Consider the following 23,096-nt stretch of genomic DNA (forward strand, 5'->3'; position numbering starts at 1 on the left):
CCGGCGTTCACCGCTTCCGGCGCAGTGGGACGACGCGGGCGTCCTCCGTGCGACCCAGCTTCTCGAGGTGCTCCACGTAGCGGTCGGATCCGGGCGGCTCGTCCTCGACGATGACCCCGAACAGGTGCTTCGCTACCACCTCGCCGATCGCGTGCAGCACGTCGTGCCGGTCCATGCCGGTGGCCGACAGGCGCCGCGCCGCCTGCCAGACCTCCGGCGGCTCGTCGTCCCACAGCTGGTTGGCGACGATCTCGTGCACCGTGATGTGCAGGCGGGGGTTCACCCCGTCGACGGTGTCGGAGTCGGGATCGGCGAGCGCCCGGTGGTACTCCGGGTGCTCCCCCTCGATCAGCATGCCGCGGTCGTCCGGGTCGCTCGGGTCGAGGAACGGGAACTGCTCGTCCCCGATGCGGGTGCCAACGGTGGGCGCCGCGAACATCCGGCGTTCGAGCAGGTCGGGCAGGTCCTCCGGCCGGACGTCGTCCAGGTCCAGGCCGGCGAGGTAGGCGTCGGCGACGTCGGACGCGACCGGCTCGGCGTCGCTGGGACGGCCGATGGAGCACACCATGTCGTCCACCTCGTCCCGCAGGACGGCCAGCGCCGTCTCGGGGAGCTCGGCGCGCCGTCCGGCCCAGCTCGCCCAGGCCAGCACGGTCGCGGGAAGCGCCTCGAACTCGTCGTCCGAGATCTCCGGCCCCTCGTTGAGGGTCTCGTCGAGGAACAGGTCGATCAGGCCGGGCCCGACGCGCAGCGGCCGGGCGGGATCGACCGAGGACCCGAACTCGACGAGCAGCTCGGCGCATCCGCGGGCCGCGGGCGGAAGGTCCCGTGCCTCGCCCGAGCCGAGGAACTCGGCCACGACAGCGGCCTCCGCCGCCGCATCGAGCTCCTCGGGAACGGGCGTCGGCACGGGCGTCGGGAGCTGCCGCACCCGGGCCACGGCCACGGCGCGGGACGGCGCGAACTCCTCGTCCACGGGCGGCTCGAGGCCGGCGCGCCCCTGCTCGTCGGTCAGGGCGAACGCCGGCACGAGCAGGGCGGCGGCCGCCTCGGGCGAGAGCTCGCGGATCTCGGTGACGGCGTCGTCGATCCCGCGGATGTCCGCGAGGACCGCGTCGGGTTCCGCGGTGACGAACGTGTCCTTCACGATGCCGCCGAGCGTGTGGTCGATCAGCGTGACCACCCCGTGCCGGGCACCGGAGCGCTCGACCACGAGCTGCACGCTCGTCTGGTCCCCGAAGACGTCGCCGTACGCCCACGCCGCGGTCACCCGCTCGGTGCCGATCTCCCGCACCCAGCCGGGCTCGCCCGTCCCGCGCGCGACCAGCTCCTCGGCCGCGGCGGTGGCCAGCTCGCGCTGCCGTTCGGTGCCGAGCGACCCGATCAGCCGGAGCATGCCCACCGCGCCCGGACGCCGCTTCCGTCCCGCGTACGCCACCAGCGCCTCGCCGAGGACGACGTCCGGATCGGCGCCGACCAGATGCTTCCCCCACCACGCCCCGAGCACGCCCGACGCATGCAGCTCGGCCTCGAGCAGGTCGGACGCGGCCTCCACGTCGCGGATGGCGGCCTGGGCCATCCGGGCGATCACCGCCTCCGGCCCGTCCGGCATGCCCTGGTTCCGCGCCCCCGACTGCTTGCGCTTCCGTCCCTTGCTCTGCGGGCTCACCCCACCAACGGTGCCAGAGCGGTGGTGGCTACCAGCCCTCGGGAGGGTCGACGAACGCCTGCCCGAGATCACGGACGAGCGCCATCGCCCGCCGCGCCCACGCCGGGGTCGCCCCGGCGAGTCCGCATGTGGGTGTGGGGACCGCGAGGGCACCGAGGCGGGCCCGGTCGAACCCGAGCCGGTCGGCGAGGTCGAACGCAGGGCGCGCGAGGTCGCGCAGCTCCGGCCGGGCCGCGGGCTCCCGCGCCGGCACGAGCCCGAGCAGCAGGGGCGTCCCGGCGTCCCAGACCTCGCCGAGCGCGTCGAGGGCCGCCGGCAGCGCGGTCTCCCCGCGGAGGACCGGCAGCGTGGCATCGATCCCGACGCCCACCACGCCCGTGCCGGCGAGCAACCGGACGGGCGGCCGGTCCGCGCAGCAGTGCACGACCACCGGCGCCCCGAGCGCCGAGACGAACTCGCGCAGGGCGTCCTGGGCCTCCGTACGCCCGACCGCGGGCACCGTGCCGTAACCGGACGCGGTGGGCAGCACGCCCGCCAGCACAGCGGGCAGCGTCGGCTCGTCGAGCTGGACGAGCACGTGGGCGCCGGTGCGGGTGGCCACCTCCGCCACGTGGGCGCGAAGCCCCTCCAGGAGGCTCGCGGTGAACTCCCGGACCGCGCCCGGGTCGGTCAGCACGCGGTGACCGCTGTGCACCTCCACCGCGGCGGCGAGCGTCCAGGGCCCGGCCGCCTGCACCTTCACCCAGCCCGGCCGGGCCGGTTCGCAGGCCTCGTCGAACGCGTCGAGGTCGCCGCGGAGCAGGTCGACGGCCCTCCGGTGGTCCCGCCCGGTCCGCGCCGCGACCCGGTAGCCGGAGGGCACGACCTCCACGGCGAGGTCGACGAGCAGCCCCGCCGTCCGGCCGATCATGTCCGCTCCGACGCCACGGGCCGGCAGCTCCGGCAGGTTCGGCAACAGCGGCAGCTCGCCCACCACCGTGGCGGCGGCCTCCCGCGGATCGGTGCCGGGCATCGAGCCGACGCCGGTCGCGGCGCCGTCGGGCCAGCGCGCGGGCGGCGCGGACGGCTCATCGGCGTCGGGGCTGCCGGGCACGACGAACGCGCCGCCGCCCACCGTCTCCCCCGGCGTGGCGCCGGCCAAGCCGGCCGCGGCGAGGGCGGCCTCGAGCGGATCGGTACTCACGGGCGCTGGTCTACCACGGTCGTGGGTGGTGACGAGTGCCGGAGCACTCGTTACCGCTCACGGCCCGGTGGCGGTGATCGTGGCGCTGCCCAGGACGACGTCGCCTGCCGCGTCGGGGCGGTAGAGCGCGACCGCCTGGCCACGGGCGACGCCGCGCAAGGGCTCCTCCAGCTCGATGCGCAGGCCGCCGGGAGTGGGCTCGGCGACCGCCGCGGCCAGGCCGCCGTGGGCGCGGACCTGCGCGACGCAGTCGAACCGGGCCCCCGGCGCGGCACCGGCGCTCCAGACCGGGCTCGCACCCTCGATCGTGCGGACGTCGAGCGCGGTGGCCGGCCCGACCGTCACCGTGCCGGTGGCGGGCTCGATGCCGAGCACGTACCGCGGGCGGCCGTCGGCGGCGGGGGCGTCGACACCCAGCCCCTTGCGCTGCCCGACCGTGAATCCGTGGACGCCGTCGTGGCGGGCCAGCTCGGCACCCGTCGCGGCGTCGACCACCGCGCCGGGCCGGACACCGAGCCGCGCTCCGAGGAACGCGCGGGTGTCGCCGGAGGGGATGAAGCAGATGTCGTGGCTGTCGGGCTTGTCGGCCACGCGCAGGCCGCGCACGCCGGCCTCGGCCCGCACGGCCGGCTTCGGGGTGTCGCCGATCGGGAACATCGCGTGCGCCAGTTGGTGCGGCGTGAGCACGGCGAGCACGTACGACTGGTCCTTGCCGGCGTCGACGGCCCGCCGCAGCTCGCCTGCCACCAGCCGTGCGTAGTGGCCGGTGCAGACCGCGTCGAAGCCCAGCGCCAGCGCCTTGTCGAGCAGCGCGGCGAACTTGATCTTCTCGTTGCAGCGGAGGCACGGGTTGGGGGTCTGGCCCTCGGCGTAGGCGGCGACGAAGTCGTCCACCACGTCCTCGCGGAAGCGCGCGGCGAAGTCCCAGACGTAGAACGGGATGCCGAGCACGTCCGCGGCGCGGCGGGCATCGGCGGCGTCCTCTCGGGAGCAGCAGCCGCGCGAACCGCTGCGCAGGGCGTCCGGGGTCTCGGACAGCGCCAGGTGCACGCCCACCACGTCGTGCCCGGCGTCGACGGCACGGGCAGCGGCCACGGCCGAGTCGACACCACCGCTCATCGCCGCGAGCACCCTCATCGAGCCACCGCCGTGCCCGCCCGCCGGGCCCGCTCCACGACCTGACCGATCACGGAGGCGACCGCGTCGACGTCGGCGGCGGTGGACGTGTGGCCGAGCGTGAAGCGCAGCGAACCGCGGGCGGTGGCCTCGTCGGCCCCCATCGCGAGCAGCACGTGGCTGGGCTGCGCCACCCCGGCCGTGCACGCCGAACCGGTGGAGCACTCGACGCCCTGCGCGTCGAGCAGCATGAGCAGGCTGTCGCCCTCGCACCCCGGGAACGACAGGTGCGCGTTGCCGGGCAGCCGCGACGGGCCGCCCTCGACCACACCGGTGCCCGGGTCGCCGTTCAGCGTGGCCTCCGGGGCCACGGCGGTGATCCGGGCCACGAGGTCGTCGCGCAGGGCCGCCAGCGCCGGAGCCCGCCGGGGCGCGTCCGCGACGGCGAGCTCCACGGCGGTGGCCAGCCCCACCACCGCGGGGGTGTCGAGGGTGCCGGACCGCACGTCACGTTCCTGCCCGCCGCCGTGCAGCAACGGGGTGAGCACCACCTCGCGGCCCAGGAGCAGCGCGCCCGCCCCGATGGGGCCGCCGAGCTTGTGGCCGGTGAGCGACAACGCGTCGACGCCCGACGCGGCGAAGTCGATGGGGAGCACCCCCACGGCCTGGACCGCGTCGGTGTGCACCGGCACGCCGAACTCGTGGGCGATCGCCGCGAGCTCGCGCACCGGGTTGACCGTGCCGACCTCGTTGTTGGCCCACATCACCGAGACCAGCGCGACCCGCTCGGGCTCCTTCGCGAGGGCGGCGCGCAGCGTCTCCGGGCGCACCCTGCCGACGTCGTCGACGTCCAGCAGCTCGACCTCGGCGCCTTCGTGCGCACCCAGCCAATCGGCGGCGTCGAGCACGGCGTGGTGCTCGATCGCGGAGACGAGCACGCGGGTGCGGCGCTCGTCGGCATCCCGCCGCGCCCAGTACAGGCCCTTGACGGCGAGGTTGTCGCTCTCCGTGCCGCCGGTGGTGAGCACCACCTCGGACGGCCGGGCGCCCACGGCGGCGGCGATGCGTTCGCGCGCCTCCTCTACGTCGCGGCGCGCGCGCCGGCCGGCCGAGTGCAGCGAGGACGCGTTGCCGGTGTGAGTGAGTGCCTCAGCCATCGCCGCCACGGCCTCGGGAAGCATCGGCGTGGTGGCGGCGTGGTCGAGGTAGATCGCGCTCGTGGCGGCCACCTCCCCCGGTAGATCGGTCCGGGCCAGGATAGTCGCCGCGACGGGCCGCCCCCGGGCAGCGGTGGCGCCCGCCCGTTGGACGGGCAAATGGCGCCGCTAAGCCGCCATCGGCGCACGCTCGTGGCGTCGGCGCACCGTCGGGTGGGGCACCTCCGTCACCGCGGCGATCGCGTCGCCCGCCCGGCGGGCCAGCTCCCGGCGGTCGGCCGCGGGCGGCAGCGCGGGCAGGATCGTGAGCTCGCACTCGAGGCCGGGCAGCCGCAGCACCCGCATCAGGGAGTCCCACAGCGTCTGCTCGCCGACGAACGCCGCGGCACTCGTCCGGTCCCCACCCGGCAGGCGCAGGACGACGGCGATCGGCCGTACCGGCGCGCCGGCGTCGATCGCGGCCTGGAACACCGCCCGCCGGAACGGTCCCGCGGCAGCGCCGCACCAGGTCGTGCCCTCGGGGAACACCGCGACGTCGGCACCGGCCCGCAGTGCGTCGGCGGTGGCCGCGACCGTGGCCCGCAGCCCCCGCAGCCCCGCCCGGTCGACGAACAGCGCCCCGCTGCGCCGCGCGATCCCCCCGATCACGGGCCAGTCACCCATCTCCCGCTTCGCCACCATCCGCACCGGGCGCAGCGTCCCGACGGCGAGCACCTCGATCCAGGACAGGTGGTTCACCGCGAGCAACTCACCGCCGTCGCCGAGCTCGCCCGCCACCCGCAGCCGCACGCCGCTGCACCGCAGCACCGCCCGGTAGGAAACGCGGAGCCAGCGGGCCCGTGCAGCGCCCGGCAGCAGCGCGCCGCCGACGAGCGCGCCCACCAGCACGGCCACCAGGCCGCAGAGGCGGGCCGGCACGAGCGGCGCCCGCGCACCGGCACCGTCGACGGGCGCGTGGCAGCCGGGCCCGCACGGTGACACCGGCAGCCAGCCGGACGCCGGGGCCGGGGGGTGGCCGGGCACTAGTGTCCCCCGCCGGAAGTTCGTCGGGCAGGTCGGTGGATCCAGGTTCTCGCTGCGGGTGCCGGGCGGCGGCCCTCGTACCGGGCGTACTCGGGTCGTCGACCGGTGCGCGCAGGGTGGAGCTGGGCCGCCGAGTCATTCGGCGGACTTCCGGCGGGGGACACCTAGGAGTCGCCGAAGAAGAACCGGGCGTAGCGCTCGTCCAGGTGGTCGAGGCCGAGGAGGACGAAGAAGTCCGCGCAGTCGAAGTCGGGGTCCAGCGCCGGCGGCCCGCAGACCCACGCCCCCAACCGCAGGTAGCCCTGCAACAGCGGCGGGATCGCGACCCGGCGGGGCCGGCGCAGCACCGGCGGCTGCCACGGCTTCAGGGGCTGCACCCGGTACGGCTCGGGGGACAGGTGCCGCGCCAGCACGCGGTCCCAGACCGCCGATGCCGCTGCCCCGCCGTCGGCGAGCGGCACGCTCGCACAGCCCGCCAGCCAGCGGTGCCCGGTGAGCAACATGTAGCGCGCGAGACCCGCCCAGACCAGGCCGACGACCGCCCCGTTGCGGTGGTCCGGATGCACGCACGAGCGCCCGGTCTCCACCAGCGACGAGCGGAGCGGCGCGATCTCGCCCAGCTCGAACTCGTTCGCGGAGTACAACCCGCCGGCCCGCTCGGCCGCGGCGGGCGGCAGCATCCGGTAGTTCCCGACGATCTCGCCGCTGCCCTCGTCGCGCACCAGCAGGTGGTCGCAGAAGGCGTCGAACCGGTCGACGTCGAGCCCCGGTTCCGGGGTGTGCAGGACGGCCCCGAGCTCCTCGGCGAAGACGCGGTGGCGCAGGCGCTGGGCGGCGCGCACCTCGTCCGGTTCCGTCGAGAGCAGCAGGGAGTAGCGGGGGGAGGTATCCGACTGCGGCGTACGGGCGAGCACCTGCGTCGAGGTCACGGGGTCTTGGTACGGGCCTGAAGCAACACCCGTACCCGAGCGCATCGACGAGGGGATGGCAGGAGGGTGAACAGCGCAACGTGCCCCGGGCGATGATCCGCCCGGGGCACGTCGATGGCGCTGTGATCAGCCCTTGCGCTTGGCGATCTCCTCCGTCAGCTGGGGTGCGACCTTGAACAGGTCACCCACCACGCCGAAGTCGGCGATCTCGAAGATCGGCGCCTCGGGGTCCTTGTTCACCGCGATGATCGTCTTCGACGTCTGCATCCCGGCCCGGTGCTGGATCGCACCGGAGATGCCCAACGCGATGTACAGCTGCGGCGACACCGTCTTGCCGGTCTGCCCGACCTGGAACTGGTGCGGGTAGTAACCCGAGTCCACCGCCGCCCGCGACGCCCCCACCGCGGCACCCAACGAGTCGGCCAGCGCCTCGACCACGGAGAAGTCCTCCGCCGACCCCACACCACGGCCACCGGAGACCACCACCGACGCCTCCGTCAGCTCCGGCCGGTCCCCACCGGTGATCGGCTCCCGGCTCACCACCGTGGCCGACCGCCCCGAACCCGCCGACACCGCCACCGACTCCTCGACACCCGCGCCCGGGGCCGGCTCGGCCTCCACCGAACCCGGCCGCACCGTGATCACCGGGTGGGCGCCGTTCGCCTTCGCCTCCGCGGTGTACGCGCCACCGAACACCGAGTGCGTGGCGCCCTCCGGTGTCACGGCGACGACGTCGCCCAGCAGACCCGAGCCCGTGCGTACCGCGACCCGGCCGGCGATCTCCTTGCCGTCCGCGGACACCCCGATCAGCACCGCCGCCGGACCCTTGTCCTCGACCAGCGACGACAGCACCGCCACCTCGGGCGTCAGGAACTCGTCCGAATCGGACTCGGCGACGTAGACCTTCGCCGCCCCGTACTCCTTCAACCCGTCGGCCAGCTTGCCCGCCGTACCCGCCGGGCCGACCACCACCGCCGACGGCTCACCCAGCGACCGCGCCGCGGTCAACAACTCGTACGTGCTCTTCTTGATCTCACCCTCGAGGTGGTCGACGAGGACCAGCACCTCAGCCATGAGCTTGTCTCCTTCTCGTCGAACGCGGGTCAGATGAGCTTCTGGCCGACCAGGAACGCGGCCGCCTTCTGACCACCGTCACCCTCGTCCTCGACCTTCTCGCCCGCGCTCTTCGGCGGCTTGGGCTGCGACGAGGTGACGCTCGACAGGGCGTTCGCCAGCCCCACCTCGGAGGCGTCGACACCCGCATCGGCCAGACCCAACGTGGCGACCGGCTTCTTCTTCGCCGCCATGATCCCCTTGAACGACGGGTACCGCGGCTCGTTGATCTTCTCGTTCACGCTCACCACCGCCGGCAACCCGGCGGTCAACGTGGTGACCCCGTCGTCGGTCTCGCGGCGCACCGTGACCGTCGACCCGTCCACGGTGACCTCACGGGCATGGGTCAACGCCGGCAGGCCCAGCACGTCGGCCACCATCGCCGGCACCGCGCCCGACCGCCCGTCCGACGCCTCGTTACCGGCCACCACCAGGTCGACACCCTCGACGGTCCCGATCGCCTTCGCCAGCGCCCGCGCCGTCTGCACCGCGTCCGACCCCGCGAGGGCCTCGTCCGACAGGTGCACCGCCTTGTCCGCACCCATCGACAACGCCTTGCGGATCGCGTCCGTCGCCCGGTCCGGACCCATGGTCAACACCGTGACCTCGGAACCGTCGTGAGCTTCCTTCAGCTGCAGGGCCGCCTCCACCGCACGCTCGTTGATCTCGTCCAGCACCGCGTCGGTGGCGTCGCGGTCCAAGGTGCCGTCCGAGCGCAGTTTCCGTTCGGAGTAGGTATCGGGCACCTGCTTGATCAACACGACGATGTTCATCGGACCTCTTCGACCTCCTGCCGGTGCGGACGTGCCGCGATGGGCCTGTCGGACGCTCGGCGCCCCGCGCCGACAATGCCATCACAACGCGGCTTCGGCGCGCCGGACGCCCGGTTCGGGCAATTGTTACCAGCGGGTAGCGGCGCGGCAAACGCCCCGCAGGTGAGACTCCTCACCCGCACCGTGTGAGGCGACACCACTATGGGTAACTGGGACTTATGCCGCTCTTGCACCGAATCCGCACATTTCTCGCGAGCCCCCAGGGCCGGCGCCTCACGGACCAGGGTCGGCGCATGGCCTCCGACCCGCGCAACCGCGAGCGCGCCCGCAGCTTCCTCTCGCGCCTGCGCCGCCGCTGACTCCGTCCGGCGGCGGCCCGGAACGCCTACGGGCGAACCTGCCGCGGCGGGGGTACGGCCGGACGGTTCCGCGAGTACTGTCCGGCCACCCGACCCGCGGAGCCGCGCATGTCCGTATCGGCCCGACCCGGGCGAGACCGCCTCCCGCGCGTGACCGGTGGCAGTGTGGTGAGCGTGCTCGATCACGCAGCCCGCCGGCCCTCCCGAACCGTCCCGGGGCGGCGCCGATGATCGTCACGGGATACGACGACCGCCAGGGCTGCGGTTACGTCCTGCGCACCGGCGCCGACGCCACCGACGGGATCCCGATCGGCGAGGAGGTCAGCTACGACGGCATCGCCGTGCGGGCCACCCCGGAGCTCGCCGCGATGCTGCGGGACGCGCTGCGGAGCCGCCCCACCGCGCTGCTGAGCTGGCAGGGCCCGCGGGTGCCCCTCACGCTCGAGGACGGCATCCTCCTCGCCTGGCTCATGCACGACGTCGGTGGCGTCCTGTCCGTCCGCGGCGCGCCACGGCCCCCGCCGGCCGGCTGACGCGCTCCGCGGCCGGGTGGGCCTCCGACCGTTCACCCGGCCGACTTCGCACATCCATCCTGGGCTTCGCACAAGGCGGGCCTTGTGCGAAGCCGATAGTTGGTGTGCGAAGTCCACTCGGCGGGGCCCCTACCCCAGGCGCCGGACGCGCAGGACGTTGTCCTCGCGGTGGCCCGGGCGGCCGTCCGGGTCGGGGAAGTCGCGCGCCACCACCTCCTCCAGTTCCACGACCCACCGCTGCGGCTCGAGGTCCAGCGCGTCGAGCACTTCGGAGGTGGTCGGGAAGTGGTGGTCGAACGGCGGCTCCTCCTGCCAGGACGGCCAGCCGGCGTGACCGACGACGAGCAGGACGCCGCGCGGCGCCACCGCGGCCGCGGCCCGGCGGAGAATCCCGTCGCGCTCCCCGTCGGCGGCCACCGGCGAGTGGAGGAACTGGGCCGAGACCAGGTCGAACGAGCCCTCCGGGAAGGACCGGGACAGGTCGTGGCGCTCCCACCGGATCCCCTCCGCGACGCCTGCGTCCCGCGCGTGGTCCGCGCCCCGGCGCATCGCCGTGGCGGAGATGTCGACGGCCGTGACCTGCCATCCCCGGGCGGCCAGCCAGATCGCGTCCCCGCCCTCACCGCAGCCGAGGTCGAGCGCGGTGCCGGGCGTGAGCGGCGTGACCTCCCGGACGAGGAGCGGGTTCGGCCGGCCGCTCCAGACCCGCTCCTCGTCGCCGTAGCGTTCTTCCCAGTACCGCTCGGCGCTCTTCGTCGGGTCGGTGGCCGCTGTGTGCTGGTGCATGAGCGCACGGTGCCCCCGCGCGCTCGCGATGGCAACGTTGCTTGCCATTCCGGCAACAGCCTTAGGGTTGGGACCGTGACCGTCGTGCGCTCCGTCGCCCTGTTCGTCCTGGCCGCGCTCGCCGAGATCGGCGGTGCCTGGCTGGTCTGGCAGGGCGTGCGGGAGCACCGCGGCCTGCTCTGGATCGGCGCCGGGGTGCTCGCCCTCGGCGCCTACGGTTTCGTCGCGACCCTCCAGCCGGACCCGCACTTCGGCCGGATCCTCGCCGCCTACGGGGGCATCTTCGTGGCCGGCGCGCTGCTCTGGGGCGTCGTGCTCGACGGGTTCCGGCCCGACCGCTACGACGTCATCGGCGCGGCGATCTGCCTCGTCGGCGTCGGCGTGATCATGTACGCCCCGCGCGCGGCATGACCCCCGATCCGTCCCTCCCCCTCACCGGTGAGCGCACGGTGCCGGGCATCCCGGAGGAGAACTACTGGTTCCGGCGGCACGAAGCCGTCTACCTCGCGCTCCGGGACCGGTGCGCCGGTGCGCTGGTGCTGGAGGCCGGCTGCGGCGAGGGGTACGGCGCCGGCATGCTCGCCGAGGTCGCGGCCGGGGTCCTCGCGCTGGACCTCGATCCGCTGACCGCGACCCACGTCGCCCACCGCTACCCCCGCGCCGGCGTCGCGCGGGCGAACCTCGTCGCCCTGCCCGTGCGCGACGAGGGGTGCGACGTCGTGGTGTCGCTGCAGGTGATCGAACACCTGTGGGAGCAGGAACGGTTCCTGCGCGAATGCTTCCGCGTGCTGCGCCCCGGCGGCGGTCTCGTGCTGTCCACGCCGAACCGCCTCACGTTCTCCCCGGGCCGCGAGACCCCGCTCAACCCGTTCCACACCCGGGAGCTGTCCGCCGCGGAGCTCGCCGGGCTCGTCCGGGACGCGGGCTTCGCCGATGTCGAGGTCCACGGCCTGCACCACGGGTCGCGGCTGCGCGAGCTCGACGCCCGCCACGGCGGCTCGCTCGTCGACGCCCAGGTGGCCGTCGCGCTCGGCGGTGGGAGGTGGCCCGCCGCACTGCGAGCGGATGTCGAGTCGGTGACGGCGGCCGACTTCGCGCTGCAGGCGGCGGAGGTGGACGCGAGCCTGGACCTGGTGGCCGTTGCAGCAAAGCCACATTTACGCCATCTGCTTGCGTGAAAGTGGCTTTGCTGCAACGCACGTAGCGTTCCCGGTGTGACCGAGCCCGTCGGGACGTTCTGCCTGGTCCTGCACAGCCACCTGCCCTGGCTCGCGCACCACGGCCGCTGGCCCGTCGGGGAGGAGTGGCTGTACCAGTCCTGGGCGCACGCCTACCTGCCCGTCCTCGACCTCGTGGGCCGGCTGGCCGCCGAGGGCAGGCGGGAGCTGCTCACGCTCGGCGTCACGCCGGTGCTGGCCGCCCAGCTCGACGACCCGCACTGCCTGCGCGGGGTGCACGGCTGGCTCGGCGGCTGGCTGCTGCGGGCGCACGGCGCCGCCGCGCGCCTGCCCGGGCACGCCGCGCGGGAGCACCGGTCGGCGACGGCCGCGCTGGAGGTGTTCGAACGCGACTGGCGCCACGGCGCGTCCCCGCTGCTGCGCAGGCTGGCGGACGCCGGCGCGCTCGAGCTGCTCGGCGGCCCGGCGACGCACCCGTTCGGCCCCCTGCTGCAGCCCGACGTGCGTGCGTTCGCGCTGGAGACCGGGCTCACCGACACGGCCGTGCGGCTCGGGTCCCGGCCGGCCGGGATATGGGCGCCGGAGTGCGGTTACGCGCCCGGCATGGAGCGCGGGTACGCGGCGGCGGGGGTGCGGCGCTTCCTCGTGGACGGCCCCACGCTGCGCGGTGACACGGCGCTCGCCCGGCCCGTCGCCGACTCGGACGTGCTGGCGTTCGGCCGCGACCTCGAGGTGACCTACCGGGTCTGGTCACCGCGGTCGGGCTACCCAGGCGGGCGCGACTACCGCGACTTCCACACCTACGACCACCCGTCGGGGCTCAAGCCGGCGCGGGTGACGGGGCGGCGGGTGCCCCCGGAGGCCAAGCGGCCCTACGAGCCGGCGCGCGCCGCCGTGGCCGTGGCCCGCGACGCCGCCGACTTCGTCCGCGTGGTCCGGGATCGGCTCGCCGGGCTGCGCGAGCGGCTCGGGCGGCCGGGGCTGACGGTCGCGGCGTTCGACACCGAGCTGTTCGGACACTGGTGGCACGAGGGCCCCGCATGGCTGGATTCGGTGCTGCGCGCCCTGCCGGACGCCGGTGTGCGGGTCACGACGCTGCGGGGTGCCGCGGACGCCGGGCTGGTCGGGTCCCCGGTGGCGCTGCCGGCGTCGTCGTGGGGGTCGGGCAAGGACTGGCGGGTCTGGGCGGGCCCGCAGGTCGCCGACCTGGTGGCGGTGCAGGAGCGGGTGCAGAAGGCGCTGCTCGGCGTCCCGGCCCCCGGGCTCGCGCGCGACCCGGTCCGCGACGCCGTGGCGACCGAGGCTCTGCTCGCGCTGTCGAGCGACTGGGCGTTCATGGTCAGCAAGGACTCGGCGGCCGGCTACGCCCGCGAGCGGGCGATGGGGCACGCCGCGCGCGTCGAGGAGCTCGCCGGCCTGCTGGCCGGCGGCCGCAGGCGGGCGGCCGAGCGCCGCGTCGCGGGCTGGGGCGGTGACGACGCCGTCTTCGGCCACCTCGACGCCCGGGGCCTGCTCACGACCGTTTCCGCTACCCACCGGTAGGTTCCACGGGTGCGCGTGCTGATGGTCTCGTGGGAGTACCCGCCCGTCGTCGTCGGCGGGCTGGGCCGGCACGTGCACGCCCTCGCCACGGAGCTGGCCGCGGCCGGGCACGAGGTCGTGGTGCTCTCCCGGCAGCCCGCGGGGAGCGACGCCTCGACGCACCCGACCAGCGACGAGCTGCTGGACGGCGTGCGCGTGCTGCGCGCGGCCGAGGACCCGCCGCACCTGGAGTTCGACCGCGACCTCGTGGCGTGGACGCTCGCGATGGGGCACGGGATGCTGCGAGCCGCGCTGACCCGGCTGCTCCCGTCCTGGCGCCCGGACGTGGTGCACGCCCACGACTGGCTCGTGGCGCACCCGGCGATCGCGCTGGCGGAGGTGCTCGAGGTCCCGCTCGTCGCGACGATCCACGCCACGGAGGCGGGTCGCCACGCCGGCTGGCTCTCCTCGCCGTTGTCCCGGCAGGTGCACTCCGCCGAGTGGTGGCTCGCGCACCGCGCCGACACGCTGATCACGTGCTCCGCGGCCATGCGGACCGAGGTGGCCGAGCTGTTCGACGTGGACCCCGGTCCGATCGTGGTGCGGCACAACGGCATCGCGCCGCGGCGCTGGCAGGCGAACGCGGCCCGGGTGCGCGCCGTGCGCGAGCGGTACGCGCCCGGCGGCGCGCCCGTGCTGATGTACTTCGGCCGCCTGGAGTACGAGAAGGGCGTGCAGGACCTGATCGCGGCGCTGCCCCGGATCCGGCGCGCGCACCCGGGCACCCGGGTGGTGGTGACCGGCACCGGGACCGCCCACGACCAGCTCGTGGCCGCGGTCGAGAAGCGCCGGGTGCGCCGGAGCGTGACGTTCACCGGCCACCTGCCCGACGCCGACCTCTCGGCCCTGCTCCGCGCCGTGGACGCGGTGGTGCTGCCGAGCCGCTACGAGCCGTTCGGGATCGTGGCGCTGGAGGCCGCCGCGGCGGGTGCGCCGCTGGTGGCTTCCACGGCGGGTGGCCTCGGTGAGGTGGTGGTGAACGGCGAGACGGGTCTGTCGTTCGCGCCCGGTGACATCGCCGGCCTGGCCGCGGCCGCGGGTGCCGTTCTCGACGACCCTGCGGCTGCCGTCCGCCGGGCCCGCGCTGCGCGGAAGCGTCTGGGGAGCGCTTTCGAGTGGGGGCGCATCGCCGAGGACACCGCGTCGGTGTACGCGACGGCCGCCCGGGGCGGCGCGGCCGAGCCGGGCCGCCCGAAGATCCCTACCGGGAACGCCTTCGGGCGGGACTAGTGGTTCCCGCCGGGAACCACTAGCTCAGGCCGCGCTGCTGCGCAGCACGTCGAGTGCCGCGTCGGGGTACTCGGTGGCGAGCTGCTCCACGAGGTCGTCGCGGTTCTCGCCTACCGCCGCATTCACCGCGAAGGTGTACTCCTCCTCCAGCTCCTGCAGGCGGCGGACGGTGGCGTCCTTCATGGTCGGAACGCTTCCTCTCGGAACGGTTTGTGATTCCACCGTGACCAACGGAGTGGGTGCCGGCTTCGTTCCCGCAACGATCTCGGCATGCCGAGGCTCACACCTACGAGGGACTGCTAGGAGGTCCTGAGCAACTCCGGCCGTGGCGAGCGGCGCCACCGGAGGCGGGGCCGCGGGCGTGATCGCCAGGATCGGGACGTCACGCTCACTTGGAGGATGTTGCCGAATCGGGGGTGCGCTGCCCAGGCTTGATCAGCGCATGCGGTCCTCAGGCCGCATCCGTGCGGCTCTGTGACCGCACTCGACGATCAAGGTCGCCACGCGTCGGGACGCGGGGTGTTCCGCGGAACGCGGCAACCGGCCGTCGGCCGGTCCGAGCAGTACCTCACGGTGTGCTGCTCGGGCTGATCATGGGCTGCGAGTCGCACCTCAGCGTCGCTGCGGCCCCTGCGTGGTGCACGCGAGGTCCCGTTTCCGCTGATCGAACCGCACCGGGAGATGAGCGATGCAGCAGGCCCGGCTTGCTCAGGGCTGGGTAAGCCTCTCCTGCACCGCGGCGGCGGTCTTGCGGGCGACGTCGGCGAGCGCGGCGCGCTGCTTCGCCGCGGCGTCGTAGTCGGCCTTCCGGTCCCGCACGACGCGGGCGGGTGCGCCGACGGCGATCGAGTAGCCCGGCACGTCACCGCGGACGACGGCGTGCGCGCCGAGCACGCACCCGCGGCCGACGCGGGAACCCCGCAGCACGGTCGACTTCACGCCGAGCCAACAGTCGGGGCCGATCCGCACCGGCGTCTTGACGATGCCCTGGTCCTTGATGGGTGAGTGCACGTCCTCGGTGCGGTGGTCGAAGTCGGTGACGTACACCCAGTCGGCGACGATCGTGGCGGCGCCGATCTCGACGTCCAGGTAGCAGTTGATCGTGTTCTGCCGCCCGAGCACGACCTTGTCGCCGATGCGCAGCGACCCCTCGTGGCAGCGGATCGCGTTGCCGTCGCCGATGTGGACCCACCGGCCGATCTCCAGCCGGCCGTAGCCGGGGCGCGCGTGCAGCTCCACGCGCTTGCCGAGGAACACCATGCCGCGCAGCACCACGTGCGGGTTGGCGAGGCGGAACCGCAGGAGCCGCCAGTAGCGCACGAGGTACCAGGGCGTGTACGCGCGATGGCGGAGCACCCAGCGCAGCGAGGCGAGCGTGAGGAAGCGGGCCTGCCGCGGGTCGCGCCGACCCGCGCGTCCCCACCGGTGGCGCAGCGGCGCCCCCCACATGCTCGTCATGGGCGCGACCCTATGACGCGGGCCGGGCCGCTTGCGCCGGCGGCGGTGATCGGCGAACGTCTGCGGCGTGTCCCGGATCGCCGTGATCGGCAGCGTCAACCTCGACCTCGTGGCCCGGGTGCCACGCCTTCCCGAGCCGGGCGAGACGCTCGCCGCGAGCGGGTTGCGGCGGGTGCCCGGCGGGAAGGGCGCGAACCAGGCCCTGGCGGCACGGCGGTTGGGCGCCGACGTCACGATGGTGGCCGCGGTGGGCACCGACGCGGCCGCCGACGAGGCACTCGCCCTGCTCGCCGCGGACGGGGTGCAGCTCGGCCGCCTGCGCCGCGAGCCGGGCGAGCCCACCGGCCACGCCCTCATCACCGTGGACGACGCGGGCGAGACCACGATCGTGGTGATCGCCGGGGCCAACGCCGGCCTCACCGTGACGCCGGACGACGTCCGCGACGCCGACGCCGTGCTCACGGTCCTGGAGATCCCGGACACCGCCGTCGCCGACACCGTGCGGCTCGCCACGGGCATGGTCGTGCTCAACGCGGCGCCCGCGCGGCCCCTGGACCCCGAGCTGATCCGCCGCGTCGACCTCATGGTCGTCAACTCCGCCGAGTACGCCGCGATCGACGGGCTCGACGCCGCGGGCGCGGTCGCCGTCACCTACGGCGGCAAGGGCGCGGTGCTGCGCCGCGGTGGTCACGAGGTGGCCCGTGCGGAGCCCCCGCCCGTCACCGTGGTGGACGGCACCGCGGCGGGCGACACGTTCACCGCGGCGCTCACCGTCGCGCTGCTCGACGGCGCCTCCGACAGCGAGGCGCTGCGCCGGGCCTGCGCCGCCGGGGCGCTGGCCGTCACGAAGGCGGGCGCGCAGCCGTCGCTGCCGACCGTCGCCGAACTGGAGGCCGTCCTGTGAGCACACCGATGGTGATCGACACGGACCCGGGGGTCGACGACGCGGTCGCGATCATGCTCGCGCTCGCGTCGCCCGAGGTGGAGCTGAAGGCCGTCACGACGGTCTTCGGCAACGTCGCGCTGGACCTCACCACCGCGAACGCGGGCCGCCTCCTCGCGCTGTACGACCGTGCCGACATCCCGATCGCCGCGGGTGCCGCGCGCCCGCTCGTCCATCCGCAGCGCGAGCGGGCGGCGGAATGGCACGGCAACGACGGGCTCGGCGGGCGGGCGACCACGCTCCCCGAGCCGGTGGCCCCGGGGCCGCAGCCCGCGGTGGAACTGCTCGCGTCGGTGCTGCGCGCGTCCGACCGGCCGGTGACGCTCGTGCCGATCGGGCCCCTGACGAACATCGCGCTCCTGCTGGCGGCGCACCCGGAGCTGGCGCCGCGGATCGGGCGGATCGTCTGGATGGGCGGCTCGCTGGGCGCCGGCAACACCACAGGTACGGCCGAGTTCAACGCGTACTCCGACCCGGAGGCCGCGCACCGCGTGCTCACGCAGGACGACGTCCCGGTCACGATGGTGCCGCTGGACCTCACCCTGCGCTGCCCGGCGGGCCCCGAGTGGATCGAGGCGCTCGCCGCGGGCGGTCCGCGCGGCGCCGCGCTCGCCGGCGTGATCACCCACTACCGGGCGGCGTTCCGCGAGCGCTACGGCATCGACGCCGTGGCCGTGCACGACGCGGTGGCGGTGCTGGAGGCCGTGCTCCCCGGGACGCTGCGCCCGACGCCGACCCCGATGGCGGTGGCCTGCGACCTCGGCCCGGCCCGCGGCGCGACCGTGGGCATGCCCGCGGGCTCCGGCGCACCGGTGCAGGTGGCCATGGACGCCGACACCGACAAGGTGCTGGCCGAGATCCTGGAGCGCCTGCGCCGCCTCGGCTGATCCCGGGGAACTCAGGCGAGGCCCTGCTCGATCGCGTAGCGCACCAGCGCGGCCCGGCTGTGCAGGTGCAGCTTGCGGAGGACGTTCTGCACGTGGTTCTCCACCGTGCGCGGGGAGAGCACGAGGCGGGTGGCGATCTGGCGCGCCGTGAACCCCTCCACGACGAGCCGCACGACGTCGGACTCCCGGTCGGTGAGCTGGCGCTCGCGCTCGGCGGCCGGGCGGCCGAACTCCTCGAGCAGCACGTCGGCGAGGCCGGGGCTGAACACCACCTCCCCGGCGGCGGTGCGCCGCACCGCACCCGCGAGCTCCGTGGGCTCCACCGGGCCAGCGAGGTGGCTGGTCGCCCCGGCGCGCACGGCGGCGAGCGCGACGGCGTGATCGGACACGGCGGAGAGGGTGAGCAGGGGGACCTGGGGAACCGCGACCGCGAGCTCCGCGACCGTGCCGAGGACCGCTGAGCCACCGTCGAGCTCGACGACGACCACCTGCGGGTGGTGCTCCTCGACGAGCGGGAGCGCCCCCGCCGGACCGGTGCTGCCGGCGACGTCGACACCCGCGTGCACGAGTGCCGCCGCGACGTCCGGGACGTCGCACGCTGCGGTGACGAGCACGGCGGAAGCCTGAGGGTTCATCCGGCCGACGCCGCCCACCGCCGCACGATCATGTCCGGATCCTCCCAAAGAGGGAGGGTCCGCGGAGCCGGTTCAGATGTGATCACCCGTACGGCGCAGGCGGTGACGGGCCGTGCTCACTCCTCGACGATGCCCTTCTCGATCGCGTACCGGGCGAGCTGAACGCGGTTGTGCAGCTGAAGTTTGCGCAGCGTGCTCTGGACGTGGGTCTCGACGGTGCGGTGCGAGACACCGAGCCGTTCGCCGATCTGTCGGGCCGTGAGACCCTTCGCGACCAGGCGCAACACGTCGGTCTCCCGCTCGGTGAGCGCCGGGACCGCGGGGCCGGACCGGTCGCTCCCCGCGAGCCTGCGGTACTCCCCCAGCACCAGGCCTGCGAGGCCCGGGGTGAACACCGGGAAGCCGTCCGCGGTGCGCCGCACGGCGGCGAGGAGCTCCTCCGCGCTCGCGGACTTCACGAGGTAGCCCGCCGCCCCCGCCTTGACCGCCTCCAGGACGTCGGCGTGCTCGCCGCTCGCCGAGAGCACGAGGATCCGGGTCTCGGGCAGGGCGTCGAGGATCCCCTCGATCGCCTGGAGGCCCGTGGTCTCACCGAGGTTGAGATCCATCAGCACGACGCGCGGCCGCACGGCGCGGGCGATCCGGACGGCGGCGTCCGCGTCCGGGGCGGTGGCCACCACGTCGAGGCCGCGCTCGGTCAGGTCGCGGGCAACGCCCTCGCGCCAGATCGGGTGGTCGTCGACCACCATCACCGTGATCCCGTCCGTCACGCCCGGTCCTCCCGCGCCACTTCGATGATCCACTCGGTGCCCCGGCCGGGCCCGGTCTCGCAGCTGATCGTGCCACCGAGGTCGTGCACGCGGCCGCGCATCGACCGGGCCACCCCGATCCGCCCCTCCGCCTCGGCGGCCGCGAGCCTGCCCTCGGGGATGCCCGGCCCCTCGTCCCGGACGCTGATCTCCACGCCGGCCCCGACGTCCTCGAGCAGCACCCAGGCCGGCGCCTCCGCGCCGACGTGCAACGCGACGTTGGCGAGCGCGGTGCTCACCACGGCCACCAGCTCGTCGACGGCGTGCGCCGGCAGCTCGACGGGATGGGCGGGTGCCGACACCGTGACGCGCGACGACGCGAGCACGCGCAGCGCGGCGGCGAGGTCGCGGTGGCCGCGCTCGTCGACGGCCGCCGAGCCGCTGGTCAGCAGCGTGCGCAGCGCGACCTCCTGCTCCCCGGCCAGCGTGCCGAGCTCGCCCGCCGCGCCGCCGAGCTCGCGGCCGCGCCGCCGCACGTACCCGAGGACCTGCAGCACCCCGTCGTGCACGGCGCGGGCCAGCCGCTCCCGCTCGGCCATGGCGGCCTCGGAGGCGACGGCCCGGCGCACGCGCTCGGCGGAGCGGCGCAGCACGGTGGAGGCGAACCCGATGGTCAGCCCGGCGAGCGCGAGCAGCTGGATGTCGTACAGCTCGTCCTGGAGCGTCGCCTGGAACCCCGCCAGCGCGGCGGAGACGACCGCCGCGCTCACGATCCCACCCGGCACGCCGAAGGCGATCGCGCAGGCCAGCACCGCACCGGACGTCCAGATCGAGCCCACCACGGGCGCGTCGCCCGCGAACTGCGCCGGGGTCTGCACCACCGGCGTGGTGGCCATGACCGCGACCGTCACCGCGACGTCGGCGACGGCGACCCGGCCGCGCCGGTCCGGCCCGGCGGGCCTGCGCAGGTAGGCGTAGCCGGAGCCGGCCGTCCACGCCACCATCCCGGCGACCACCGCCACCGCTCCCGTGGTCGAGGCGTACTCGTCGAGGGATACCAGCAGCACGGCCGAGGCGCTGACCAGCGTCAGCACCCGGTACACGAGCATCCCGCGCCACAGCGGCTCGAGCGGGTGCTCGACGTCGGCGCCGGTCGGAGTCATCTCGTCCCGGTCACCAGCGCGTTGTAGAACCACGCGCGGGGGACGACGCGCGCGAGCACGTTGGCGTCCAGCCAGGACAGCCGCTGCCAGGACCGGTACGCGAACATCGCCCAGCCCCACCCGAGCCTCCCCGGCGGCACCGCGGCCTCGAACGTGCGCACGGGCCAGCCGACCATCGCGGCCGTGAGCTCCTCGGTGACCACCCGCACGTCCCCGGCGCCCGCCCGGCGCGCGGTGGCCTCCAGCTCGTCGGGGTCGAACACGTGGATGTCCACCACCGCCTCCAGCGCGGCCGCGCGGGACGACTCGTCGAGCTCCTCCTGCGACCGCCGCCACCCCTGCAGCGCGGGCAGCTTGGTGATCGTGGTGACGGCCTTCCAGGTGAGGGAGCCGAGCCGCCGGGCGTAGCGGTCGCCGATCCGCGTCGGTTCGCCGGCGAACACGAACCGCCCGCCCGGCTTGAGGACGCGCAGCACCTCGCGCAACGCCAGCTCCACGTCCGGGATGTGGTGCAGCACCGCGTGCCCGACGACCAGGTCGAACGTCGCGTCCTCGTACGGGATGCGCTCGGCGTCGGCGACCCGGCCGTCGACGTCGAGGCCGAGGTGCTCCGCGTTCCGCAGTGCCGCCTGCACCATGCCCGGCGAGAGATCGGTGACCGATCCGCGCGTGGCGATCCCCGCCTGCATGAGGTTGAGCAGGAAGAACCCGGTGCCGCTGCCCAGCTCGAGCGCCCGCCCGTACGGCCAGGCCCGCTCGCCCGCGGCGTACCGGAAGCGGTCGGCGGCGTAGGTGATGCAGCGCTCGTCGTAGGAGATCGACCACTTCTCGTCGTAGGTGCCGGCCTCCCAGTCGTGGTAGAGCACGTTGGCCAGCTTCCGGTCGTGCCGCGCCGCCGCCACCTGCTCGGCGGTGGCGTGCGGGTTCGGGGCCGGATCTGGCGTGCTCATGGGTTGGGACACTATCCCGCACACCCACCGGTCCCGGCCGTCGAGGAGCTGCGGTGAAGTACCTGATGTTGATCTACGGCAACGAGCGGATCTGGAACAGCCTTCCCGCCGCCGACTTCGCCGACCTGGTCGGCGAGGTCGACGCGTTCAGCGAAGGGCTGCGGGCGTCCGGGGAGCTGGTGGACAGCCAGGGCCTGGTCACCCGGCCCCACGCGGTCCGCATGGGTGGCGACGGCCCGATCGTCACCGACGGGCCGTACCTGGAGGCGAAGGAGTACGTCGGCTCCTACTTCGTGGTGGACGTCGACGACGAGGCGCGGGCGCTGGAGATCGCCCGGTCGTACCCCGCCCTGCGGTTCGGCACGACGGTGGGCGGCGGGCTGGAGGTGTGGCCGCTGATGACGCGCGACGGTGGCGACATCTAGCGACGTCGAGGACCTGCTGCGCGAGCTCGCGCCGCAGGCCCTCGGGTCCGTCGTGCGCCGGTACGGCGACTTCGCCCGTGCCGAGGACGCGCTGCAGGAGGCCCTGCTCGCGGCGCTGGAGGTGTGGACGCGGGACGGCGTGCCGGAGCACCCGGCGGGATGGTTGCGGACGGTCGCCCTGCGCCGGTACGTCGACCAGCTGCGCACCGACGCCGCCCGCAGCCGCCGCGAGGCCGCGCTCGTCGACGCAACGCCGCGCGACGCGCTCGTCACGCCGCCGCCGGACGCCGAGCCGGTGCGCGACGACCTGCTGGAGCTGCTGTTCCTGTGCTGCCACCCCGCGCTCGGCCCGAGCGCGCAGGTCGCCCTCACCCTGCGGGCGGTCGGCGGGCTGACCACCGCGGAGATCGCCGCGGCGTTCCTGGTGCCCGAGCCGACGATGGCGCAGCGCATCGTCCGGGCGAAGCAGCGGCTCCGCGACGCGGGCGCCCGGTTCGCCCCGCTGTCCGGGCCCGAGCTCGACGCGCGGCTCGCCGCGGTGCTGCACGTGCTCTACCTGATGTTCAACGAGGGGTACGCGGCCACCAGCGGGCCCGCGTTGCGGCGGGTCGAGCTGACCGGGCACGCGGTGCGCCTGACCCGCAGGTTGCACGAGCGAACCCCCGAGGCCGGCGAGGTGGCCGGGCTGCTCGCCCTGATGCTGCTGACGGAGGCCAGGGGGCCGGGCCGCACCGGGGCGGACGGCGAGCTGGTCCCGCTGGCCGAGCAGGACCGCGCGGCCTGGGACCGCAGCGCCGTCGCGGAGGGCACCGAGCTGATCACCCGGACCCTGGCCACGGCCCCGATCGGCCCGTACCAGGTTCAGGCCGCGATCGCCGCGGTGCACGCGGAGGCCCCGTCGGCCGCCGACACCGACTGGCAGCAGGTCCTCGCGCTGTACGACCTGCTGGAGAAGCTGGCACCCAACCCGGTCGTCACCCTCAACCGGGCGGTCGCGCTGGGCGAGGTGCGCGGCCCGCGGGCGGCCCTGGACCTGCTGGCCGAGCTGGACGACGGACCGCTCGCGGCGCACCACCGGCTGGCCGCGGTCCGCGCCCACCTGCTGGAGCGCAACGGCGACCGGGACGCGGCGGCGCACGCGTGGCGCGAGGCCGCGCGCCTCGCCGGCAGCCTCCCCGAGCGCCGCTACCTCGTCCGGCGGGCGGCCGACCTGGCGTGACGCAGGTCACGCCGGGTGCCGTCGATCGCGGGCGGGT

General features: G+C 74.9%; 24 protein-coding genes. 9 read left to right on the forward strand and 15 right to left on the reverse strand.

Annotated features, from left to right (window positions below; all coding sequences use genetic code 11):
* Window positions 1-7 precede the first annotated feature (7 nt).
* The 8 genes from ACU436_RS08180 to ACU436_RS08215 form a co-directional block, all read right to left on the reverse strand.
* A complete protein-coding gene (locus ACU436_RS08180; RefSeq protein WP_459023253.1) occupies window positions 8-1,669 on the reverse strand; it encodes a DUF1841 family protein in 1,662 nt (553 codons plus the stop codon).
* Window positions 1,670-1,697: 28 nt separating this feature from the next.
* Window positions 1,698-2,762: a uroporphyrinogen decarboxylase/cobalamine-independent methonine synthase family protein gene (locus ACU436_RS08185; RefSeq protein ID WP_459024290.1), complete on the reverse strand. Its 1,065-nt coding sequence runs from the start codon at window positions 2,760-2,762 to the stop codon at window positions 1,698-1,700.
* A 147-nt stretch (window positions 2,763-2,909) separates the two neighbouring features.
* Window positions 2,910-3,989 carry a tRNA 2-thiouridine(34) synthase MnmA gene (gene mnmA / locus ACU436_RS08190; protein WP_459023255.1) on the reverse strand — a complete coding sequence of 360 codons (1,080 nt, stop codon included), beginning with the start codon at window positions 3,987-3,989 and terminating at the stop codon, window positions 2,910-2,912.
* A complete protein-coding gene (locus ACU436_RS08195) occupies window positions 3,986-5,197 on the reverse strand; it encodes a cysteine desulfurase family protein (RefSeq protein ID WP_459023257.1) in 1,212 nt (403 codons plus the stop codon). The genes mnmA and ACU436_RS08195 overlap by 4 nt, the downstream gene beginning before the upstream one ends.
* Before the next feature lie 96 nt (window positions 5,198-5,293).
* Entirely contained in the window at window positions 5,294-6,148 is an 855-nt protein-coding gene (locus ACU436_RS08200) for a lysophospholipid acyltransferase family protein (protein WP_459023259.1), read from the reverse strand.
* Window positions 6,149-6,312: 164 nt separating this feature from the next.
* The gene (locus tag ACU436_RS08205) at window positions 6,313-7,077 is read right to left on the reverse strand and encodes a GNAT family N-acetyltransferase (RefSeq protein WP_459023261.1); all 765 of its coding nucleotides are present in this window, start codon (window positions 7,075-7,077) and stop codon (window positions 6,313-6,315) included.
* Window positions 7,078-7,203: 126 nt separating this feature from the next.
* On the reverse strand, window positions 7,204-8,151 hold the full coding sequence (locus ACU436_RS08210; RefSeq protein ID WP_459023263.1) for an electron transfer flavoprotein subunit alpha/FixB family protein: 948 nt from the start codon (window positions 8,149-8,151) through the stop codon (window positions 7,204-7,206).
* 29 nt (window positions 8,152-8,180) lie between these two features.
* Window positions 8,181-8,963, reverse strand: coding sequence for an electron transfer flavoprotein subunit beta/FixA family protein (locus tag ACU436_RS08215; RefSeq protein ID WP_459023265.1), 783 nt, complete (start codon window positions 8,961-8,963; stop codon window positions 8,181-8,183).
* Window positions 8,964-9,549: 586 nt separating this feature from the next.
* Between ACU436_RS08215 and ACU436_RS08220 the strand changes: the two genes are divergently transcribed.
* A complete protein-coding gene (locus tag ACU436_RS08220) occupies window positions 9,550-9,855 on the forward strand; it encodes a hypothetical protein (protein WP_459023266.1) in 306 nt (101 codons plus the stop codon).
* 129 nt (window positions 9,856-9,984) lie between these two features.
* On the opposite strand, the gene ACU436_RS08225 is transcribed toward ACU436_RS08220, so the two are convergent.
* On the reverse strand, window positions 9,985-10,641 hold the full coding sequence (locus tag ACU436_RS08225; RefSeq protein WP_459023268.1) for a class I SAM-dependent methyltransferase: 657 nt from the start codon (window positions 10,639-10,641) through the stop codon (window positions 9,985-9,987).
* A 75-nt stretch (window positions 10,642-10,716) separates the two neighbouring features.
* Between ACU436_RS08225 and ACU436_RS08230 the strand changes: the two genes are divergently transcribed.
* From ACU436_RS08230 to ACU436_RS08245, 4 genes are read left to right on the forward strand one after another with little or no spacing between them, the layout of a single operon-like run.
* Window positions 10,717-11,052 (forward strand): YnfA family protein, encoded by a 336-nt coding sequence (locus ACU436_RS08230; RefSeq protein ID WP_459023270.1) that lies wholly within the window; start codon window positions 10,717-10,719, stop codon window positions 11,050-11,052.
* A complete protein-coding gene (locus ACU436_RS08235; RefSeq protein WP_459023272.1) occupies window positions 11,049-11,819 on the forward strand; it encodes a class I SAM-dependent methyltransferase in 771 nt (256 codons plus the stop codon). Before ACU436_RS08230 ends, ACU436_RS08235 begins: the two co-directional genes overlap by 4 nt.
* A gap of 36 nt (window positions 11,820-11,855) precedes the next feature.
* Window positions 11,856-13,361 (forward strand): 1,4-alpha-glucan branching protein domain-containing protein, encoded by a 1,506-nt coding sequence (locus ACU436_RS08240; protein WP_459023274.1) that lies wholly within the window; start codon window positions 11,856-11,858, stop codon window positions 13,359-13,361.
* 9 nt (window positions 13,362-13,370) lie between these two features.
* Window positions 13,371-14,630, forward strand: a complete 1,260-nt coding sequence (locus ACU436_RS08245) for a glycosyltransferase family 4 protein (RefSeq protein ID WP_459023276.1) — start codon at window positions 13,371-13,373, stop codon at window positions 14,628-14,630.
* A 24-nt stretch (window positions 14,631-14,654) separates the two neighbouring features.
* Here the strand turns inward: ACU436_RS08245 and ACU436_RS08250 are convergent, their stop codons facing one another.
* Together ACU436_RS08250 and ACU436_RS08255 are read right to left on the reverse strand one after the other, a co-directional pair.
* Window positions 14,655-14,813, reverse strand: a complete 159-nt coding sequence (locus ACU436_RS08250; protein ID WP_459023278.1) for a hypothetical protein — start codon at window positions 14,811-14,813, stop codon at window positions 14,655-14,657.
* Window positions 14,814-15,338: 525 nt separating this feature from the next.
* A complete protein-coding gene (locus ACU436_RS08255) occupies window positions 15,339-16,088 on the reverse strand; it encodes an acyltransferase (protein WP_459023279.1) in 750 nt (249 codons plus the stop codon).
* 67 nt (window positions 16,089-16,155) lie between these two features.
* Between ACU436_RS08255 and ACU436_RS08260 the strand changes: the two genes are divergently transcribed.
* Entirely contained in the window at window positions 16,156-16,992 is an 837-nt protein-coding gene (locus tag ACU436_RS08260; RefSeq protein ID WP_459023281.1) for a ribokinase, read from the forward strand.
* Window positions 16,989-17,918 carry a nucleoside hydrolase gene (locus ACU436_RS08265; protein ID WP_459023283.1) on the forward strand — a complete coding sequence of 310 codons (930 nt, stop codon included), beginning with the start codon at window positions 16,989-16,991 and terminating at the stop codon, window positions 17,916-17,918. The genes ACU436_RS08260 and ACU436_RS08265 overlap by 4 nt, the downstream gene beginning before the upstream one ends.
* A gap of 11 nt (window positions 17,919-17,929) precedes the next feature.
* On the opposite strand, the gene ACU436_RS08270 is transcribed toward ACU436_RS08265, so the two are convergent.
* From ACU436_RS08270 to ACU436_RS08285, 4 genes are all read right to left on the reverse strand, one after another.
* Window positions 17,930-18,532 (reverse strand): LuxR C-terminal-related transcriptional regulator, encoded by a 603-nt coding sequence (locus ACU436_RS08270; protein ID WP_459023285.1) that lies wholly within the window; start codon window positions 18,530-18,532, stop codon window positions 17,930-17,932.
* Between the two features lie 137 nt (window positions 18,533-18,669).
* Complete coding sequence (locus tag ACU436_RS08275; protein WP_459024292.1) at window positions 18,670-19,302, reverse strand: response regulator; 633 nt, start codon at window positions 19,300-19,302, stop codon at window positions 18,670-18,672.
* Window positions 19,303-19,319: 17 nt separating this feature from the next.
* A complete protein-coding gene (gene macS, locus ACU436_RS08280; protein ID WP_459023286.1) occupies window positions 19,320-20,465 on the reverse strand; it encodes a MacS family sensor histidine kinase in 1,146 nt (381 codons plus the stop codon).
* Complete coding sequence (locus ACU436_RS08285; protein ID WP_459023287.1) at window positions 20,462-21,415, reverse strand: class I SAM-dependent methyltransferase; 954 nt, start codon at window positions 21,413-21,415, stop codon at window positions 20,462-20,464. Before ACU436_RS08285 ends, macS begins: the two co-directional genes overlap by 4 nt.
* A 53-nt stretch (window positions 21,416-21,468) precedes the next feature.
* Between ACU436_RS08285 and ACU436_RS08290 the strand changes: the two genes are divergently transcribed.
* Together ACU436_RS08290 and ACU436_RS08295 are read left to right on the forward strand one after the other, a co-directional pair.
* Entirely contained in the window at window positions 21,469-21,840 is a 372-nt protein-coding gene (locus tag ACU436_RS08290; RefSeq protein WP_459023289.1) for a YciI family protein, read from the forward strand.
* Window positions 21,827-23,059, forward strand: a complete 1,233-nt coding sequence (locus tag ACU436_RS08295; protein ID WP_459023291.1) for an RNA polymerase sigma factor — start codon at window positions 21,827-21,829, stop codon at window positions 23,057-23,059. Before ACU436_RS08290 ends, ACU436_RS08295 begins: the two co-directional genes overlap by 14 nt.
* Window positions 23,060-23,096: the final 37 nt, after the last annotated feature.

Source organism: Pseudonocardia wallangbongensis, assembly GCF_054486945.1.